The 19,404-nt window shown below is 56.1% G+C and carries 17 protein-coding genes; 1 reads left to right on the top strand and 16 read right to left on the bottom strand.

Translation table 11 applies throughout. The features are described from left to right. Window positions 1-34: 34 nt before the first annotated feature. The 15 genes from B5D52_RS03570 to B5D52_RS03505 form a co-directional block, all read right to left on the bottom strand. Window positions 35-1,066, bottom strand: coding sequence for a linear amide C-N hydrolase (locus tag B5D52_RS03570; protein WP_016147306.1), 1,032 nt, complete (start codon window positions 1,064-1,066; stop codon window positions 35-37). A gap of 120 nt (window positions 1,067-1,186) precedes the next feature. Further along, window positions 1,187-2,020, bottom strand: a complete 834-nt coding sequence (gene licT, locus B5D52_RS03565; RefSeq protein WP_016147307.1) for a BglG family transcription antiterminator LicT — start codon at window positions 2,018-2,020, stop codon at window positions 1,187-1,189. Between the two features lie 41 nt (window positions 2,021-2,061). Then, window positions 2,062-3,474, bottom strand: coding sequence for a glycoside hydrolase family 1 protein (locus B5D52_RS03560; RefSeq protein ID WP_016147308.1), 1,413 nt, complete (start codon window positions 3,472-3,474; stop codon window positions 2,062-2,064). A gap of 16 nt (window positions 3,475-3,490) precedes the next feature. Beyond that, window positions 3,491-5,347, bottom strand: a complete 1,857-nt coding sequence (locus B5D52_RS03555; protein WP_016147309.1) for a beta-glucoside-specific PTS transporter subunit IIABC — start codon at window positions 5,345-5,347, stop codon at window positions 3,491-3,493. A 262-nt stretch (window positions 5,348-5,609) separates the two neighbouring features. Then, window positions 5,610-6,422, bottom strand: coding sequence for an anti-sigma-I factor RsgI family protein (locus B5D52_RS03550; RefSeq protein WP_016147310.1), 813 nt, complete (start codon window positions 6,420-6,422; stop codon window positions 5,610-5,612). After that, window positions 6,415-6,897 carry an RNA polymerase sigma factor gene (locus B5D52_RS03545; RefSeq protein ID WP_016147311.1) on the bottom strand — a complete coding sequence of 161 codons (483 nt, stop codon included), beginning with the start codon at window positions 6,895-6,897 and terminating at the stop codon, window positions 6,415-6,417. The genes B5D52_RS03550 and B5D52_RS03545 overlap by 8 nt, the downstream gene beginning before the upstream one ends. Window positions 6,898-6,919: 22 nt before the next feature. Then, on the bottom strand, window positions 6,920-7,297 hold the full coding sequence (locus tag B5D52_RS03540; RefSeq protein WP_016147312.1) for a hypothetical protein: 378 nt from the start codon (window positions 7,295-7,297) through the stop codon (window positions 6,920-6,922). Window positions 7,298-7,546: 249 nt separating this feature from the next. Continuing rightward, entirely contained in the window at window positions 7,547-9,022 is a 1,476-nt protein-coding gene (locus B5D52_RS03535; protein ID WP_016147313.1) for an L-fucose/L-arabinose isomerase family protein, read from the bottom strand. A 41-nt stretch (window positions 9,023-9,063) separates the two neighbouring features. Next, a complete protein-coding gene (locus tag B5D52_RS03530; protein WP_016147314.1) occupies window positions 9,064-9,702 on the bottom strand; it encodes a DUF4867 family protein in 639 nt (212 codons plus the stop codon). Between the two features lie 13 nt (window positions 9,703-9,715). Next, complete coding sequence (gene xylB, locus B5D52_RS03525; RefSeq protein ID WP_016147315.1) at window positions 9,716-11,239, bottom strand: xylulokinase; 1,524 nt, start codon at window positions 11,237-11,239, stop codon at window positions 9,716-9,718. Window positions 11,240-11,262: 23 nt separating this feature from the next. Further along, entirely contained in the window at window positions 11,263-12,438 is a 1,176-nt protein-coding gene (mmsB, locus tag B5D52_RS03520; protein WP_016147316.1) for a multiple monosaccharide ABC transporter permease, read from the bottom strand. Next, window positions 12,431-13,981, bottom strand: coding sequence for a multiple monosaccharide ABC transporter ATP-binding protein (mmsA, locus tag B5D52_RS03515; RefSeq protein WP_016147317.1), 1,551 nt, complete (start codon window positions 13,979-13,981; stop codon window positions 12,431-12,433). Before mmsA ends, mmsB begins: the two co-directional genes overlap by 8 nt. A gap of 72 nt (window positions 13,982-14,053) precedes the next feature. Further along, on the bottom strand, window positions 14,054-15,169 hold the full coding sequence (gene chvE / locus B5D52_RS03510; RefSeq protein WP_016147318.1) for a multiple monosaccharide ABC transporter substrate-binding protein: 1,116 nt from the start codon (window positions 15,167-15,169) through the stop codon (window positions 14,054-14,056). 119 nt (window positions 15,170-15,288) lie between these two features. Then, complete coding sequence (locus B5D52_RS16315) at window positions 15,289-15,444, bottom strand: hypothetical protein (protein WP_207651141.1); 156 nt, start codon at window positions 15,442-15,444, stop codon at window positions 15,289-15,291. 13 nt (window positions 15,445-15,457) lie between these two features. Next, a complete protein-coding gene (locus B5D52_RS03505; protein ID WP_040332748.1) occupies window positions 15,458-16,591 on the bottom strand; it encodes an ROK family transcriptional regulator in 1,134 nt (377 codons plus the stop codon). Window positions 16,592-16,792: 201 nt separating this feature from the next. On the opposite strand from B5D52_RS03505, the gene B5D52_RS03500 reads away from it, so the two are divergent. Then, window positions 16,793-17,833, top strand: a complete 1,041-nt coding sequence (locus B5D52_RS03500) for an aldose epimerase family protein (RefSeq protein WP_016147320.1) — start codon at window positions 16,793-16,795, stop codon at window positions 17,831-17,833. 59 nt (window positions 17,834-17,892) lie between these two features. Here B5D52_RS03500 and B5D52_RS03495 read toward each other — a convergent pair whose 3' ends face one another. Further along, complete coding sequence (locus tag B5D52_RS03495) at window positions 17,893-19,395, bottom strand: gluzincin family metallopeptidase (RefSeq protein WP_016147321.1); 1,503 nt, start codon at window positions 19,393-19,395, stop codon at window positions 17,893-17,895. Between the last annotated feature and the right edge of the window lie 9 nt (window positions 19,396-19,404).

Below are 19,404 nucleotides of genomic sequence, written 5' to 3'. Positions count from 1 at the left end.
TTTTGCCATCGATTGCAAGCGTGAACCACGCGCCTCACTCGCACCGCAGCTGGAAATCGGGCTCGGTTTTGAGGTCAAACTGTACCGGCGTATCCCGCTCGCACAGGGTTTTCAAATCCACATACTGAATGTTCTGGTTTTCGTAAGTCGTCCAGTAGAACCGACCGGACTCCGCGCACGCGACCGAGGTGTAAAGCGTCGCGTCAAACGCGCTGTCGTCCTCCCGTTCATCATTCACACGCACCATGCCGAGCGGGAAGGTTGCACTCTCCATCAGGCGGAAGATACGCGCAACGCCGCTTTGCTCATCCTTGCCCTTTCTGCCATACTCGCGCAGCATACACAGGCGCACAAAGCGCGACGGCGACGACCAGTCTCCGGGGAGTCCCTGCGCACCGCTTCCCGAAAAACAAGGTTCCAAATGGTTACCGCACAGCGTACGTTCTCCGTAATCCAGATCGCGTATTCCGGCATAGTTGAGCAGATTGAGTCGGTGCCATGCGTAACTCGGGCTATTGGTCATCACGCCAACCGCATCTCGATAAATATGCAGACCATCCGCATCGGACTCGACCACCATACTCTCCCCGGTTCGGTCGCTGAACATCCAGTGCAGCGTCGGTACCGCTCCCATCATGGGTACAGACACCAGCGTCAGGTCGTGTTCGAGCATCTCGGCTGCCTCGTGTAGGCTCTGACACTGGGCAAGCAGATGATAGACCAGCATGGGCGGCTGGATTGGTTTGGTGTCCGGCTGCGCCACATCGGGATAGTGCGCAAAGCAGCGATAATACAGCTGTGCACCCGTGAGCCCGTGCTCGTTGACGCCCTCGTACAGGATCGGCTGACCGGCCATCAAGCCAATGCCCACCGCGGCATACTGCGCACGGTATCCCGACGGCTGTCCGCTGCAAAGCTCATACGCCGACCCGCGCGGCGCAAAGGTCACGCTGGTGCCGGGTGCCATTCCGGTAAAATCCATATTGCGCGCAAGCAGGTGCTTGCCGTCCTGCGTGCTCCAACTCAGTGCGCTGCATCCGGCTTCCCACATGGGATGTTCTTTCATACGACTGCCTCCTTATTTATATATGGCATGTGTCTTCAGTCTATGCATTTTTCGATTATTCCAACCAATATCAATGCACAAAAGCGAGCGATGCCCTCCCGGTGCACCGCTCGCTTCTCTTTATTGCATCATAATACGGGTCATGTGGATGGTCAGATAGATCAGTTCCTCCCGCGGAATCTCCACACCCAGGTTCTTCTGCACATATCCAACAATTCTGCGCGCACAGGCGTACGCCTCGGGATTTTGTTCGAGTACCGGCTCCAGTACCGCGATATCCTCACTGCCCAGCATCTTTCGATCGAGTACACGCTCGATAAAATACTGCATGTGGGTCAAAAATCGCGCATAATGCACCGAATTCTCGTCAATCTTCCTGCCGAAGGACAGCTGAATGATGCCGTAGATGTCCTTGAGCATGCGCATGGCCTGCATGGTGCGCTCCATGTCGGGATTTTCGGTCTGTGCGTTGACCAGATGGAAGGCGATGTTGCCCGCTTCCTCCTCGGGCAGCTCAATCTGAAGCCGCTCGTTCAGAAAATCCCGTACCTGCTGTCCGACGGCGTACTCCTGCGGATAAAAACGCCGTACTTCCCAGAGCAGACGATTGGGCAGGACGATGTGCTTTTGACAGCGCTCGATGGCGTAGACCAGATGGTCGAACAGGGTCACAAAAATCTGATCGTTGAGCCGTCCGGGGAACTGCTCATGAGCCAGCTGCAATGCTTCCTCAATCACCTCGGCCGACTCGGCCGGAACATCGCGCAAAAGCTGCATATAGCGCTGTGCAGCGCCCTCGTCGCGCAGCACGAACACCTTCTGCACATGCTCACGGCTCAGTTCCTGTCCCACCTGATTGAAAAAACGCAGACCCTTACCCATGACGATCTGTTCCTGTCCGTTCTCATCGCAGACCAAGATCAAATTGTTGTTCAAGATCTTTTGTACGATCATGCCCTTACCCCTTCTATGCGGAAAATTCTCCTTTCCTTATTTTACAGGTTTTTTCCGTTTTCAGCAATGGTCTTTTGATACCAGTAGAAACTATCTTTGGGCAGGCGGCGCATGCTGCGGCAGTCCTGTTCGTCACGGTCGACATAAATGAAGCCGTAACGCTTGGCATAGCCCTGATGGGTGCTCACCACGTCGAGTGCAGACCACGGGCAGTATCCCATCATCTCCACGCCGTCGGTGATGGCCTCACGCATGGCGTGCAGGTGCTGCTCGTAAAACTCGATGCGGTACGGGTCATGGATGCTGCCATCGTCCTCGAGCACGTCGGGTGCACCGATGCCGTTTTCGGTAATCAGAATAGGCAGATGGTAGCGCTCGCACACCTTGCGCAGGGTGTAGCGGAAACCGGTCGGGTCGATGACCCAGCCATACTTGGTCTTGCCGACATAGGGATTCTCGGCTGCACGGTATACGCCTTCCTCACCGAGCATAATCTGCTGGTCACCGGCACGCGCGGACACGTCGGACGCATCGCCGCGGCTGGCAGCAATGGTGGCAGTCGAGTAGTAGTTCATGGCGATGAAGTCGGGATGTGCACCCGAGAGCGTCTCTCGGTCACCCGGCTGCACGTCGGGCATCAGGCCGCGGTCTTCCAGATAGCGCACGGCGAGCGGATGATACCACCCAAAGACCGGCACATCGGCAAAGTTCCAGCAGCGCAGCACTTCCCAGTTATGTGCCGCAATGGCATCCTCCGGGCGGCAAGTCTCGGGATACATGGCGGTCAGATTGAGCGCCGGGCCGATTTTAGCCTGCGAGCACATCGCATGACACAGCTTCATGACCCGTGCCTGTGCGAGCATCATGTGATGGTTCATCTGATACAGCTCGCGGCGGCTGGGCAGCACACCGCCCTTGGGCAGACCGATGGCACCCGGATGCAGAATCATGGTGTTCTGCTCGTTGATGGTCAGCCAATACTTAACCGCATCGCCGTATTCCTCAAGCAGTACCCGGCAGTACGCCTCAAACGCGTCGATGGTCGCGCGATTGAGCCAGCCGCCCTGCTGTTCCAAGCACCACGGCAGGTCAAAGTGGTACATGGTCACGATGGGCTCGATATTGTATTTGCGGCAGGCACGAATGACCGCACGGTAATGCTCAACACCGGCTCGGTTGACTTCTCCGGTGCCGTTCGGCAGAATGCGCGTCCAAGCAATAGAAAAGCGGTATGCTTTGAGTCCCATCTGGGCAAACAGCGCAATGTCTTCCTCAAAGCGGTGATAATGGTCGCTTGCGACCGTAAAATCGGCATAGCCTGCCGGATGCTCATACATATCAATAATAGACGGGCTCTTGCCGTCGGCATCCCATCCACCCTCGACCTGATAGGCCGAGGTGGACGCGCCCCACAGGAAATCCTGCGGAAAATCGAGCAGTTTCTGATAGATCATAAATGGACTTCCTTTCTTACTTCACGGTCAGAACGGTCTGACCGGGCTTGACATCCCGACCGGTGACCGTCTCGATGGACGAATAATCGTCGGTATTGGTCAGGATGACCGGGGTAACGGTCTCGTATCCGGCCTGTTCAATGGCGTCCTTGTCAAACGAGATCAGCAGATCGCCCTTGTGTACGCGATCACCCGCCTTAACGTGTGCCTCGTAGTACTGGCCCTGCAAGTTGACCGTATCGATACCGATATGAATGAGAACTTCCATACCGTTGTCAGCGTTCAAGCCAATGGCGTGCTTGGTGTCAAAGATCGAAGCGACTTCACCGTCGAACGGCGCGTAAACCTTGCCCTCGGTCGGCTGGATGGCCAGACCGTCGCCCATGACCTTCTGGGAGAATACGGCGTCGCTGACTTCCTCGAGCGGGATGGCGTGGCCTGCGAGCGGAGCGACTGCCTGTGCAGCCTCTGCCTGTACCTTGGGCTGGGACGGTGCTGCCTTGTCTTCCTCGTTTGCCGGATCGTCAAAGCCCATAATCCAAGTTGCGACGAAGGCTGCGACAAAGGAGATCACGCAGGTGATGACTGCATGGACGATGTTCATGGGATTTTCACCGATGAATGCAGGCAGCGCTGCCAGACCGGGCGATACGAACGCATAGCGCACCAGACCGGACAGGCCTGCATAAATACCGCCGATACCGCCGCCGATCATGGACGCGATGAGCGGCTTCTTGAGCTTGAGGATGACGCCGTACAGGCAGGGCTCGGTGATGCCCATGACAGCGGTGAAACCAGAGGAGAATGCCAGCTGACGCAGCTGATGGTTCTTGGACTTGCAGGCAACGGCCAGCGTTGCGCCGCCCTGTGCGATGTTGGAGGCCAGCATACCGGGGCCGTTGACGATCTCATAGCCCAGAGAGGAAATCTGCACGGTTGCAATCGGGGTCATTGCCCAGGCCGTACCGGTCAGGACAAGGAAGGGCTGGAGCGCACCCATGAGCATGGGCAGCAGCCAGCTTGCAGTTGCGTTGATGGCGTTTGCAGCGTTCTCGATGAGCGTATTGAGGAAGGCACCGAAGGGGCCGACGATCAGCAGCGCGATGGGTGCCGAAATGAACAGAATGATCAGCGGTTTGAGGAAAAACTTAATGATAGATGGCGTGTATTTTTCTGCCAGACGCTCGACGTAAGACATAATCCAGATGCTCAAAATGATCGGGATGACCGAATACGAGTAGTCAACCAGACGCACCGGGATGCTGAAAAAATCGACGGCTTCGCCTGCACTGACCATGCCGCTCCACGACGGATGCAGCAATGCACAGGCCAGCGTCATTGCCAGCACCGGATTGCATGCGAACTTGATCGCCGCACCGTAAGCCAGCAGAACGGGCATGAAGTAGAAGGCTGCGTCCGAAATAAAGTTCAGAATCTGGTAGGTCGAGCTGCTATCGCTCAGGCCGCACAGAACCAGAATGGACAGAACCGCCTTAATCATACCACCACCGATCAGCGCCGGGATGACCGGTGTGAAGGTGGTCGAGATGACACTGACGATGCGGTTGATGATCGAGGGCTTTTTCTCAGGTGTGGTGTCCTGTGCGGTGTTGCCGCCGGTCGCCGTGCCGCCCATCTCATCGATCAGGGCACGGTAGGTCACCGGTACGTCGTTGCCGACAACGACCTGGAACTGTCCGCCCTTCTCCACGACACTGATGACGCCTGCGGTTTTTTCGATCGCCGCTGCGTCTACCTTGCTGCGGTCATGGAACTCAAAGCGCAGACGGGTTGCGCAATGGGTCAGTTTGCTGATGTTCTGTACGCCGCCGACCAGCGGAATCAGATCGTACGCGAGTTTTTTGTAATCCATAAAAATCCCCTTTCTTTGGCTGTCTGCGGTTTAGGACTCGCACCGGCGCCTTGCGCAAAACCTCTCTGCGGGCACAAAAAAAGACCACAACAAAAGCACCATCGAATCCGATGATTTTTTGTGTGGTCTTGCCTGCATTACCAGTAACAGCCATTGTCTTCAATTGCTGTAATTACTCTATCAAACTCACAGGACAAAGTCAACGAGCAAGTCTGACAAATAATTTGTGCAGAACTTGTGCAGTCTGGCGAAGGCCGTGCATTCAACCTCCGGTCTGGCCGTGTCTTGCACCGTTGCCCTGTCCATTGCCTTTTCCGTTTCCGTAGCCGTTCCCAGCACCATTTCCAGCGCCATTCTGGCCGTTTCCATTGCCATTTTGACCATTTCTGCCATTCTGTGCCCCCCGTCCGCTCGTCTGACCGGTCGAATCGGTTTCCGACAGTGTTTGCTCCAGTTGCCGCAGCTCCGGCATGGACAGTCCGCGCACGTCATCGGCTGTCAGGCTGGGGTCAAGTGCCTGCAAGGTCAGCAGCATGCGGTATTTGCCGAGCGGCAGATCGCTCTCTCTGGCCGCGTCCAGCGTATCAGCATCGGTCATATAGCACTGCACCTGCTTTTGCGCAGCGGTGCAGTTCTGCACAGCTTGCAGCATGCTCTCGCACTGGCCAGAATCCTTCCCAGCAACGCCAATGGACACCCCTTCCCCGTCCGCCTGTGCGTCCAGCACGACTTGCAGGGCACTTAAATAAGGCATGTGATCGACTTGCAGCGACTGCGCCAGCGCACAGCCTGCCTCGTCGGTACCGCGCACGGCGATGACGCGGTCAAAGCGGTTGACGCTGAGCTCGAGCGCTGCGGACGATTCAATACTGATGGCCGAAGTCGGGGTCAAATACGCCCAGCCGCCCACACCCAGCATCAGACACATCAGACAGACCAGAACGACCGCCATGCGCCGAACCGGTCTGCGCGCAGGTGCTTGCCTGCACTTTTGTACCAGAAACATCTTGGTCTGTTCCTTTAATTTTTCATCCGCGGTAATCTGGTCAAACGCATCCCGCACGCGCTCACGCATCGTCATCCCCTCCCAACTTTTCTTTCAGCAGTCCACGCGCCCGGGTCAGGCGCGTATAAATGGTGTTTTCGTTCTTTCCCAGGATTTTCCCGATCTCCGGTGCGGTATATCCCTCATAATAGTGCAGATACACGACATCCCGGTACTGTGCAGGCAGGGACAGAACGGCTTCGAGCACTTCACTGTGCGCAGGTGCGAGGTCGGCAGGTTGGTCGAGCAGGGTGTCCAGCGACACCGTTCTGCTGCGAAAAAAGCTGCGCAGCAGGTCACGGCAGGCATTAAGCGTCACGCGGATAATCCAGGCTTTCTCGTGTTCCTGACTCTCAAACACGGTCGTACTGGTCAGATATTTCAGAAATACAGTTTGGAAGATATCCTCGGTGTCGGCATGATTTTTCAGATGAATCATGCACAGTCGACGCACCAGATCGGCGTATCGCTCGACCGCCTCGTTGGTCTCCTGCTCACTTCTCATACCTTCACCCCCATCCAAAGTATTACCGCATGCAGCCGCCTCCTGCACCTCGACCCATGCCGCGCCCCTGACCGCGCATCATACCGCCGCCAGCCGCACGATTGTCACACACACCGTCGCCGTCTGCATCCACATAGCCCGCGCCCTGTCCATTTGTTCCTCGATTGTCACAGATGCCGTCTCCATCGGCGTCCACAAATCCAATGCACTGGCCATTACCCGCACAGTTGTCACAAACACCGTCACCGTTGGTATCAACCCAATTCACCGTGCGGTTGTCGCACACGCCGTCGCCATTTGCATCGACATACCGGCTCTGTCCGCCCCAAGCCACTGCACTAGTCGCACCAATCATCAGCACCATTGCCGCTGCCGCAGCGCTCATCCATCTCTTTTTCATCGTATTGACCTCCTTTGTATGAGTGGTTTCACTTCTCATACGATTGAGGCAGACAAATCCGTTCAAACTTTTTCAAAAAATTTTTGCGTTTTCTTTCATTATACACGCCGCGCACTTGACGCGCAAATCGACTCCTTATTATATAAATATCAAAACGCCCGAACGCCGCCTGCATAATACAGACGGCGTCCGGGCGTTCGAAAAGGGTAAGAAGAGTAGAAGATCAGTTTCGCAATGAAGCGTGTTTAATTAGTGAAAGGGGTTCTCGGTCGGATACGGCAGGGATGCGGGCTGATTGTAGGCGATATCAGTCACACCGAGGTACTTAAAGACCTCGAACAGCGCCTTGCCGTAGTGACCGAAGGCAACCGCACCGTGATGCGGGTACTGCTTTTCGATGAGCACATGACGGTAGAAGCGATCCATCTGGGGGATTGCAAAGATACCGATGGAACCGAAGGACTGAGTCGGAACATCCAGTACCTCGCCCTGTGCAACGTATGCACGCAGCTGGGTGGATGCAGTGGACTGGAGACGGAAGAAGGTGATGTCACCGGCCTTGATGTCGCCTTCCATGGTGCCACGGGTGATGTCGGGCTCGGGCAGATCGGGCTCGAGGTCGCGCTTCATAATCAGCTGGTAGCCCATGTGCGGGTTGCGCAGCAGGCTCGGGCAGGTGTTGCCGCAGTGGAAGCCCATAAAGGTCTCGCGATGACGGTACGGAACCTTGCCCGCGATGGACTCTTCATACATGGAAGCCGGTACCGAGTTGTTGATATCCAGTAGCGTGACTGCCGAACCGGATACGCAGATACCGATGTACTCGCTCAGTGCGCCGTAAATATCAACCTCGCACGAAACCGGAATACCACGGCCGGTCAGTCGGGAATTGACGTAGCAGGGCACGAAGCCGAACTCGGTCTGGAATGCAGGCCAGCATTTGTTTGCAAAGGCTGCATACTTGCTGGTGCCCAGATGCTCAGCCATCCAGTCCTCGAGGGTCAGCTCATACTGTGCCAGACGGGGCAGGATGCCGGCGAACTTGCTCTCGCCGTTGCCAGCCTCAGCAGCCATTTCAGCCATCTTGGCCGGGATGCGCGGGTCGTCCTTGTGCTTGTTATAGGCAACCAGCAGGTCAAGCTCGGAGTGCTCTTCGACTGCTACACCCAGGTCGTACAGTGCCTTGATGGGCGCATTGCAGGCCAGGAAATCGTTCGGACGCGGGCCGAATGCGAAGATCTTGAGACCCTTCAGGCCGATCAGCGCGGTGGCAATCGGTGCAAACTCGCGAATCTGCTGTGCAGCTTCCTCTGCGGTTGCGCACGGATAATCCGGGATGTACACGCGCTTGCCGCGCAGACCCAAGTTGTAGGATGCGTTGAGCATGCCGCAGTATGCGTCGCCGCGGCCGTCGTGCAAGTCACCGTCGCCCTCGGCAGCCGAGGTGTACATGATCGGACCGTCGAACCAGTCGGCAATCATGGTCTCGGGGGTCTCAGGACCGAAGTTGCCCAGGAATACGCACAGTGCGTTGACACCGTGTGCGACAACATCGTCAACCGCCTTGCGTGCATCAACTTCGTTCTCGACGCAGATCGGGCACTCGTACAGGCCCTCGCCGAACGCACGGGCAACGTTGGAGCGGCGCTTTTCGGACAGTGTAATCGGGAAGCAGCTGCGGCTTACCGAGATGATACCAAGTTTGAGTTCAGGAATGTTGGTCATTTTATGTTCCTCCGTTCTCATCTCTTTGCGGATGAAAAAATTCAGATCAGCGGTGCAATGTCGGGATTTTCACCTTCAAGGCCGACAAATGCGCCCTGCTTTGCCTCGTTCGTGTCAGGATGTGCAATCAGCCACTTGTTGCGTGCCCAGAGCAGCTTGTCCTCGCCCAGTGCACCGGTGCCGTCGGGCTTTTCGGTGTTGGTACCGCGTGGCAGAACGACTGCAACCCGGAAACCTGCGCCCTTGGCTGCGTCACAGGGTGCATAGTGCAGCGTGGTAGCGTACAGCTCGACCGCCGTGCCAGCCGGTGCACGGAATGCACGGATGGACGCGGTATCCAGCTTGCCGTCTGTGATATCGCTCTCCAAACCGACCAGAAAGACCATGTCGTCGGCCACAATGTTGATCTCACTGTCTCTGTGGTACTCCACACAGTTGAGCTTGGTGTTGGAGCCGTTGCAGTAGCCGATCTGGATGGGCATACCGCCGTACACGCTGTCGCGCAGGGTGTCAAACACGGGCAGCGCCTCGAGCTGCTCGGCCGACGGAACGTAGACAACTGCATCCTCCGGCTTGTCGGTGGTCTTGCGCAGCGTGTCCAGCAGCTCGGTGCAGTCTAGGTCTGCAATCACACGGCCATAGGGTGCAAACGTCGTATCGAAAACGCTCATGATTTGCATGATGAATTCTCCTTTACAGCTTAGCCAGCGCGGCATAGCTGTCACGCAGGGCGGGATACAAAGTCTGATACAGGGTGTAGTACTTGTTGTACTGTGCAGCGTCGGTCTCGTTCGGCAACTGGGGCTTGCTCGTGCGGATGACCGCCTCGCAGGCCGCCGGGACGCTCTCATACAGGCCAGCGCCCACGCCTGCCAGCAGGGCAACACCCAGCGCCGGGCCTTCGCGGCTGACTGCGGTCGAGACACCGCAGCCCAGCACATCGGCCAGCATCTGCCGCCACAGCGGACTGCTTCCGCCACCGCCGCAGGCAACGATCTCTTCGCTGGTTACGTTCATGCCGCGCAGAATTTCCATGCAGTCGCGCAGCGAGAAAGTGACACCCTCCATGACCGCACGAATCATCTCGGCACGGGTGTGGATGGCCGACAGACCAACGAATGCACCGCGGCAATCGGGGTCAAGATGCGGGGTGCGCTCGCCCATCAGATAGGGTAAAAACAGCAGACGTTCGGAACCCACCGGCACTTTTTCTGCCATCTGGGTCATCAAAACATAGGGATCGATGCCGCGCTTGTCGGCCTCCTCCATGATATCCCGGCACAGATTGTTGCGGAACCACTGGAGCGATGCGCCGGCTGCCAAGGTAACACCCATGACATGCCATGCACCGGGCACGGCGCAGCAGAAGGTATGCACGCGGCCCTTGGGGTCGATGGACAGCGAGTCGGTATGTGCGAAAACCACGCCCGATGTGCCGATAGTCGCGAATGCACGTCCGTTGACCACGACACCGGTGCCGACTGCGGCTGCGGCATTGTCGCCCGCGCCGCCGACCACGATGGTACCCTCGGACAGACCGGTCTCGGCTGCCGCCTGTGCGGTCACACGACCAGTGACTTCCGGGCTCTCGTAAACCTTGGCGAGCAGGGATTTATCAATCTCGAGCTTTTCCAGCACCTCGTCCGACCAGCAGCGGTGGGGTACGTCCAGCAGACCCATACCCGACGCGTCAGATACCTCGGTGGCGTACTCACCGGTCAGCATCAGACGGATATAGTCCTTGGGCAGCAGGATATGACGGCACTTTGCGTAAATTTCCGGCTCGTGCTTGCGCACCCACAGAATCTTACCGGCGGTAAAGCCGGTCAGTGCCGGGTTGGCAGTCAGCTCGATCAGGCGTTCCTTGCCGACCCGCTCGTGAATCTCCTCGCACTCTTTGGCTGTACGTCCGTCGCACCACAGGATAGCCGGACGCAAGACCTGATTGTTCTCATCCAGCATTACAAGCGAGTGCATCTGACCGGAAATGCCGATGCCCTTGATGTCCGAGGGCTGGATGGCGCTGTCGCGCAGTACCTGGGAAACGCCGTGGCGTACGGCGTCCCACCAGTCATTCGGGTCCTGCTCTGCCCAGCCGTTCTGCGGCTGCTGCATGGGATATTCATAAGTTGCACTTGCGATCACACCGCCCGCGGTGTCAAACAGCGCGGTCTTGGTGCCCGAAGTGCCGACGTCAATGCCAAGTAAGTAATTCATGCGTTACGCCTCTTCTCTTAAAATCAGCGGGACTTGTTCTGCTTCTTGCTGACGACATCGAATACAACTGCGCCCAGCAGTACCAGGCCCTTAACGACCTTCTGCCAGTTTGCGTCGATGCCCAGGATGGACATACCGTTGTTCAGAACGCCCATGAAGATTGCGCCGATGACTGCGCCGCCGACCGTACCAACACCGCCGTATGCCGAAGCGCCGCCGATGAAGCACGAACCGATTGCGTCCATCTCATAGTTGGTACCAGCAGAGGGCGCTGCCGAGTTGAAACGACCGACGCAGACCAGTGCTGCGACAGCGGACAGGAATGCCATGTTGACGTACACGCCGAACATAACCTTCTTGGTGTCGATACCGGACAGCTGAGTAGCCTTCATGTTGCCGCCGAGTGCATAGATATGACGGCCGGATACCGTACGGGTGGTGAAATACTGATAGATGAATACAACGACTGCCAGAAGAACCAGAACGGTCGGGATACCCTTGCTCTGGCCGAGCAGGTAGAAGACTGCCATGATGACTGCACAAATCACAACCAGGCGACCGATCATCAGGCCGGCAGCTTCGGTTGCATAGCCCTTACGCTTTTTCTGCATCTGGCCGAACAGGGTGACAGCGACCAGTGCTGCGCAGCACAGTGCGCCAACAATGAGCGAGACGCTCATAATGACTGTCTTGCTGGCATCCGCGCCGGGCAGATAAGAGGTAAAGTACTTGAGGTATTCTTCCGGGAAGGGCGAAATGGTGGTGCCGTCCAGAATAATGGTTGCCAGACCGCGCCAGATCAGCATACCGCACAGGGTGCAGATGAAAGGCGGAATGTTGACGTAAGCAATCCAGAAGCCCTGCCAAACACCGACCAGCAGGCCGATGACCAGGCACAGAACGATAGCGAGGTAAATGTTCATCTCCCATTTGACGATGAACGTACCGGCGACCGCACCGATCAGGGCAACGATCGAGCCGACCGACAGGTCGATGTTACCGCCGGTCAGGATGCAAAGCAGCATGCCGGTCGCGAGAATGACGACGTAGCTGTTCTGCATGATGAGGTTTGCAACGTTAGTCGGTGCGAACAGCGAGCCCTTGCCCGCGCTCATAATCAGCACCTGGAACAAAGCCATGACGATGATCAGTGCCACCAACATGGTATTTTTCTTCAGTGTATCCTTCAGTTTAGTCATTGTTTGACACGCCCTTTCCGCTTGTTTGCAGGATACGAGCCATAATGGCTTCGCTCGTTGCCTCTTCGATCGGGAATTCACCGACCATGCGTCCCTCATTCATGACATAGACGCGGTCGGACATACCCAGAACCTCGGGCAGTTCGGAAGAAATCATAACGACGCTCTTGCCCTCGGCGACGAGCTGGTTGATGATCGTGTAAATCTCGTATTTTGCGCCGACGTCGATACCACGGGTCGGCTCATCCAGAATCAGGATATCCGGATCGGCAAACATCCACTTTGCCAGCAGAACCTTCTGCTGATTGCCGCCCGACAGGTTGCCGACGTTCTGCTCGACGCTCGGGCACTTGGTGCGCAGCTTGCTGCGGTAGTCCTCCGCAACCTGTACTTCTTTATCCCGGTCGATAACGCCATGGTTGGACACCTTATCCAGCTTTGCCAGCGTGGTGTTGACGCGAATGGGGTTGGTCAGTACCAGACCGTTGCCCTTTCGATCCTCGGTGACGTACGCGAGCTTTGCATTGATGGCTTCCTTGACCGTCTTGAGGTGGACTTCCTTGCCGCCGATGGTCAGCGTGCCGGTAATGTGCGAGCCGTAGCTGCGGCCAAAGATGGACATGGCAAGCTCGGTGCGTCCTGCGCCCATCAGACCGGAAATACCTACAACCTCGCCCTTGCGGACGTTGAAATTGACGTTGTCTACCACCTTGCGACCCTCGTAGATCGGATGGTACACCGTCCAGTCCTTGACTTCCATCGCGATCTCACCGATATGCGGCGTGCGCTTTGGGAAGCGGTCGGACAAATCACGGCCAACCATGCCCTTGATGATACGCGCCTCGGAAAAGTCATCGACACCCTTGGTCAGCGTCTCAATCGTAGAACCGTCACGAATGACCGTAATCTTATCTGCTACGTAAGAAATTTCGTTGAGCTTATGCGAGATGATGATACTCGTCATGCCCTGCTTTTTGAATTCCAGCATCAGATCGAGCAGCTTCTGGCTGTCCGACTCGTTGAGTGATGCCGTAGGCTCATCCAAGATGAGCAATTTTACATTCTTGGCCAGCGCTTTCGCGATCTCGACCAGCTGCTGTTTGCCTACGCCGATATCCTTAATCAGCGTATGGCTGGACTCGGTCAGGCCAACCTGCCGCAGCAGTTCATCTGCACGGTGGTAAGTTTCGTCCCAGTCAATTCGTGCCTTGCTTCCTCGTTCATTTCCGAGGAACATATTCTCTCCGATACTCAGATAGGGTACCAGTGCCAATTCCTGATGAATGATTACAATGCCCTTGGCCTCGCTGTCCTTAATGGTCTTAAACTGACAAACCTCACCATTGTACAGGATATCGCCTTCATAGCTGCCATAGGGATAAATGCCGCTCAAAACATTCATCAGCGTGCTTTTTCCCGCTCCGTTCTCACCAACCAGCGCATGAACTTCGCCCTCCTCAACTTTGAGGTTTACGTTGTCCAGCGCGCGAACGCCGGGAAACAGCTTTACAATGTTCTTCATTTCGAGAAGAGTCTTTGCCATTTGCTTCACTCCCGTTTTTACATAAAATTCGGGCGGGGCAGCGTTACACCGCCCGCCCGAATCTATTAAAGGTTACGCAACATCCTCTGCGGTGTAGTAGCCGCTGTCAATCAGGATCTCTTCGTAATTGTCCTTGGTTACGATGACCGGATCACACAGGTAGGACGGAATGATACCGGTGCCGTTGTCGTAAGTCTCGGTGTCGTTGATCTCAGGCTCGGTGCCCTTAACGATGGCGTCTACCATCTTGACCGTTGCATCTGCCAGGGTACGAGTGTCCTTAAAGACGGACATGGACTGCAGACCGGAAACCAGATTCTTGACGTTGGGCTTATCGCAGTCCTGACCGGTGATGATCGGCATGTTGTCTGCGGTGTAGCCTGCTGCCTGGAGGGCATTCTGTACGCCGTAAGAAGTGGAGTCGTTCGAGCACAGAACTGCGTCGAGCTTGACACCGTCGGGGCCGTAGCCAACAGAAGTGATGATGTTCTCGAAACGCTTCTGTGCTTCCTCAGTCGACCAGTTTGCGGTCGCGCACTGTGCCTTCTCGGTCTGACCAGAGGGAACAACCAGCTTGCCGCTGTCGATGTACGGCTGGAGCACGTCCATTGCGCCGCCGAAGAAGAAGTTTACGTTGTTATCATCCGGCGCACCGGTGGTCAGCTCGATGTTGAACGGACCTGCTGCATTGTCGAGATCCAGTGCATCGCGGATGTACTCGCCCTGCATCTGACCAACCTTGTAGTTATCGAAGGTTGCGTAGTAGGAAACTGCATCCGAGTTCATAATCAGACGGTCGTAAGAGATGACCGGAATGTTGTTCTCGGAAGCACCCTTGAGCGCCTCGGTCAGTGCCGAGCCGTCGATTGCTGCGATAACCAGTGCGTCGCAGCCGCCTGCGATCATGTTCTCGATCTGGGATACCTGGGTCGGAATGTCGTTGTCGCCAGCGTACTGAAGGTCAACCGTATAGCCCGCAGCTTCCAGCTGTTCCTTCATGTTTGTACCATCCTGATTCCAGCGCTGCAGCGACTGGGTCGGCATGGAAACACCGATCTTTGCTGCGCCTTCGGCAGCCTCGCCGCCGTCAGCTGCTTCGCCGCCATCGGAAGCACCGCCGCCTCCGCATGCCGTCATGCTCAGCGCCATGGTACCTGCCATCAACATTGCCAGTAACCGTTTTTTCATTTTACCGCACTCTCCTTTTTCAATTTCCCGGTTTTAAGTAAAAGGAATTTGTTAAATCACTTTTGTAAATATCCTTTACTTAACTTATGGTGATATCATACATCTGCGTTTTTAGATAGTCAATAGTTTTTATCCATTTTACACATTTTCAGTAGATTGCCAAAAAACTCTTTTCCGTATTTGTAAACTTTTACCGCTCCATCTCCACCGAATTTGCCATTGTGCACAAAAAAGAGGGCGTTCTCTTGTGAGAACGTCCTCTTTGCTTCTGTCAAATTTCGACTTTTGTTAAATACTTTTCATAAAGTCTGCGATGAAGTGGAGTGCGACACCGACGCAGTTCGCCCGGTCACCGCAGCGTCCCAGATGCAGATAGCTGCCGTCATCGTCAAAACTGCTGCGCATACTCAGACGCGCGACCAGATCGGGCAAATACTCCTCGAGATAGGGTGTGATCGTACCACCCACCACGACCGGGCAGTCCATCATCATGCGAATGTTGTTGATGCCGACCGAAAGCGCGTCCAGATAGTTCTTCCAGACGGCAAAATACTGCTCATTTCCCTCGTGCAGACCGCGGAAAAAGTCCTCGACCGAAATGTCCAGATCATCGCTCAAACGTGCAGTCGAGCAGTATGCTTCCAGACAGTCATGCCGTCCGCAGCTGCACACCTTACCGTTTGACGCGATGCACATGTGACCAAACTCAGCGCTGCGGCGCTGGACACCGACGTAAGGCTTGCCGTCAATGAGCAGTGCCCCGCCGACACCCTTGCCGATAAACAGATAGGCCATGGTCTCAAACGACGCATGATTCCACCACTCGGCAAAACCGCCTGCGTTGGCATCGTTTTCCACGAAAACCGGATAAGGCAGCAGCTCGGTCAGCAGAGACAAACGCATTTTGCGCAGTCCGAAAACCGGAACGACTTCGATCATGCCGTTTTCCTCGTCGATGATGCCGGGCAGCGTGATGCCCACACCCAGCAGTCGGCCGCGGTCGAGCGAGAAACGATCCAGAAATTCTTCCAGTGCACGCGCCATGCGCTGCCGGTAGCTCACATCATTGCTGAACGGACAGGCAATCTTCTCGTATGCGATCACGTCCGCCCGCAAATTGACCGCCGCCAGACGGATGTGCTTGGGCGACAGCTCGATGCCGACGGCAAACTGTACGTCAGCACACATCTGCATGCTGCGCGCACGCCGTCCGCCGTTCGAGTCGATGAGTCCTGCATATTCGATCAATCCCGCGTCCATCAGCTCGCGCAGATTCTGCGTTACGGTCGGCAGCGAGAGCGAAAGGTCATTTGCAATATCCTGCTTGGTTTTCGGGGTCTGTGCATCGTAAAAATATCGGTAAATGTTATTTCTATTTTGTCTGCGCAGTTCGGCAGTTGATATTTTACGGCTTTGTGCCATAGGAACACCCCATACTTTTGTAAAAGTCTTTTCGTTTATGAGATTATACCATTCCCACGGACAGAACACAAGCACTTTGTTAATTTTTTCACTTTTTTCAGCCTTTTTCTGCATCCTATACTTTTTGAGCCATAGGTGTCTTTTCTTTTCGCGCATAAAGTGTTATGATACCATCAGAATCATCTGTAAGGAGGCATTTGTATGGCAGGCATCAGACAGGAACCCTTCGGCAAGACAGCGGACGGCCATGAGATCATGCGATATTGGCTTTCAGACGGCGTGATCTCGGTCGGTATTTTGAACCTCGGCGGCACCATCCAGTCGGTTCTGGTACCCGATCGCAGCGGAAAGATGGTTGATGTTGCACTGGGCTATGACGATGTGCACAGCTATGAAGTGCAGGACAAGTTCATCGGCGCACTCATCGGCCGCTTTGGCAACCGCATCGCACGCGGTAAATTCTCGCTCGACGGCAAGGACTACACCCTGCGCACAAATGACGGACGCAACCACCTGCACGGCGGACAGGGCTTTGACAAACGGCTGTGGAATGTTCAAACGGACGGCGACAGCCTAGTGCTGACCCTGACCAGTCCGGACGGTGACGAGGGTTACCCCGGCACGTTACAGGTCTGCGTGCGCTACACCGTGGCAAACCGTGCGCTCATCATCGACTATCAGGCACAGACCGACGCACCCACCCTGTGCAATCTGACAAACCATGCTTACTGGAACCTGTCCGGTCACGACGCAGGCTCGGTCGGCGATCAGAAAATCACCCTAAATGCGGACTATTTCACACCGGTTGATAACGAGGCCATCCCACTGGGTACGCTCGCACCGGTCACCGGCACCGCACTCGATCTGCGCACCCCGACCGCCATCGGCGCACACTGGGACGACCCGGAAGAGCAGCTTCAAAACGTCGGCGGCTACGATCATAACTTTGCCCTGCGCGGCTCGATTGGTTTCCTCTCCCCCACGGCAGAGGTCACTTCTCCCGCAACCGGCATCACCATGCAGGTGGAAACCACCCTGCCCGGTGTGCAGTTCTACACCGGAAACGCGCTGGAAGGCGCTCCCACGGGTAAAAACGGTGCGGTTTACGGAAGACGTGCCGGCTTCTGTCTGGAAACCCAGTTCTACCCCGATAATATCCACCACCCCGACTGGCCGCAGGCCATCCTGCGCCCGGGTACGCTGTTTAAGCACCAGACCATCTACCGCTTCCCGGCAATCTAAATTTTATCCATACACAAAGAGGACAGTGCAAGCGCACTGCCCTCTTTTTATCTCTGGTTTTATGAAATGCCATAAAGTGCACCATAGGTGCGCTCCAGATAAGTAAGGAACGGCTGCGCATCCAGACCAGTTCCGGTCAATCGGTGCATCAGCTCGCCCGCCGTGTAACAGCAGCCGTACTGCCAGATTTTATCCTGCATCCATGCGTAAATCGGCTGCAAGTCGCCGCGCGCCATGCGTGCATCCATGTCCGGAATGTCCCCCTGCATGGCTTGCAGGATCTGTCCGGTGTAGATGTTGCCCAGCGCATAGCTCTGGAAATAGCCGATGTAATCACCCGCCCAGTGCATATCCTGCAAGACACCCTCTGTGTCGTTCTGCGGACGGATGCCCAGATAGCGCTCATACTTATCATTCCACGCCTGCGCCATGTCATCTGCCGACAGTTCTCCGGCGAAATAGTCGCGCTCAAGCTCAAACCGCAAAATGGCGTGCAGGCTGTATGTGACCTCGTCGGACGAGATGCGGCGCGGTGTGGGTCGTACCTGATGGGTCGCGGCATAGAACGCATCGAGTGAAATGTCGCGGAAGGGCGCAAGCTTCGCTTGCAGCTGCGGATAATAATGTGACCAGTACGCACGGCTGTGACCGACCATATTCTCGAAAAATCGTGCATTTGCCTCGTGGAAACCGCCCTCAACACCGCCCCACAGACCGGCATCGATGATTTCCTGACTGCTGCCGCTGGCGTACATCGCGTGACCGGCCTCGTGCAGATAGGTGAAAATCAGGTTGTAGCTGCCGTTTCGATAGGTGGAAACACGCGCGTCACGCGGCCCCATGAAGGAGGTAAATGCGTGCACGACACGGTTGTTGAAGCTGCCGCGTTCGGGTGAATAGCCCAGTTCACGCGCCAGACGCTGGGCAAAGCGCTCCATCTGTTTGGGGTCACAGTCCGAGATGGGTGCAGCCTCGGGTGCGTGACCGGTTTGCAGTCGATCGAGCAGACTGCGCAGACCGGTTTTCAGGCGGTCGAACTGTTCGGACACCTCGCGCACCTGCAAGCCCTCGTCGGTCATGCCCACCAGCGTCTCAAATGCAGGTGCATCCGGGTTGATCGACAGGGCAATCTGCTTTTTGAGATCGAATGCGCGTGCCAGATACGGACGGAAAATCCCATAATCCTGCGCCTGACGCGCCTGCTTCCAAGCGTTCATGCATTCGGCTTTCATCAAATTGTATTCGCGCAGCAGATCGACCGGCGTATGCACGGCGTTGCGATAGCGTGCGCGAAAGATGCGAACCAGTGCGCGGTCGATGTCGTTGTCCAGCTCTTCGAGCTTGACACCCGACAGAAAATCAGCTACTCGACGAGCTTGGTCTCCGCAGTACAGCGCATTTTTCTGTTCCCCGATGAACGCCGCGGTCTGCTGGCGATAGGCCGCACCCTCGGCGGGCAGCATCGACCACTGGTCAAGCTCAAACAGCGACTCAATGCTCTTATAATGGCGAAATTGTTCATTTAACTGCCGGATACTGTGCAGACAGTCCTGATATCGCATGGTTCAGCC

Source organism: Butyricicoccus pullicaecorum DSM 23266 (genome assembly GCF_900167005.1).
GTDB lineage: Bacteria > Bacillota > Clostridia > Oscillospirales > Butyricicoccaceae > Butyricicoccus > Butyricicoccus pullicaecorum.
Note: the sequence above shows the minus strand (reverse complement) of the source record. Positions and strands in the feature narration are given on the sequence as shown.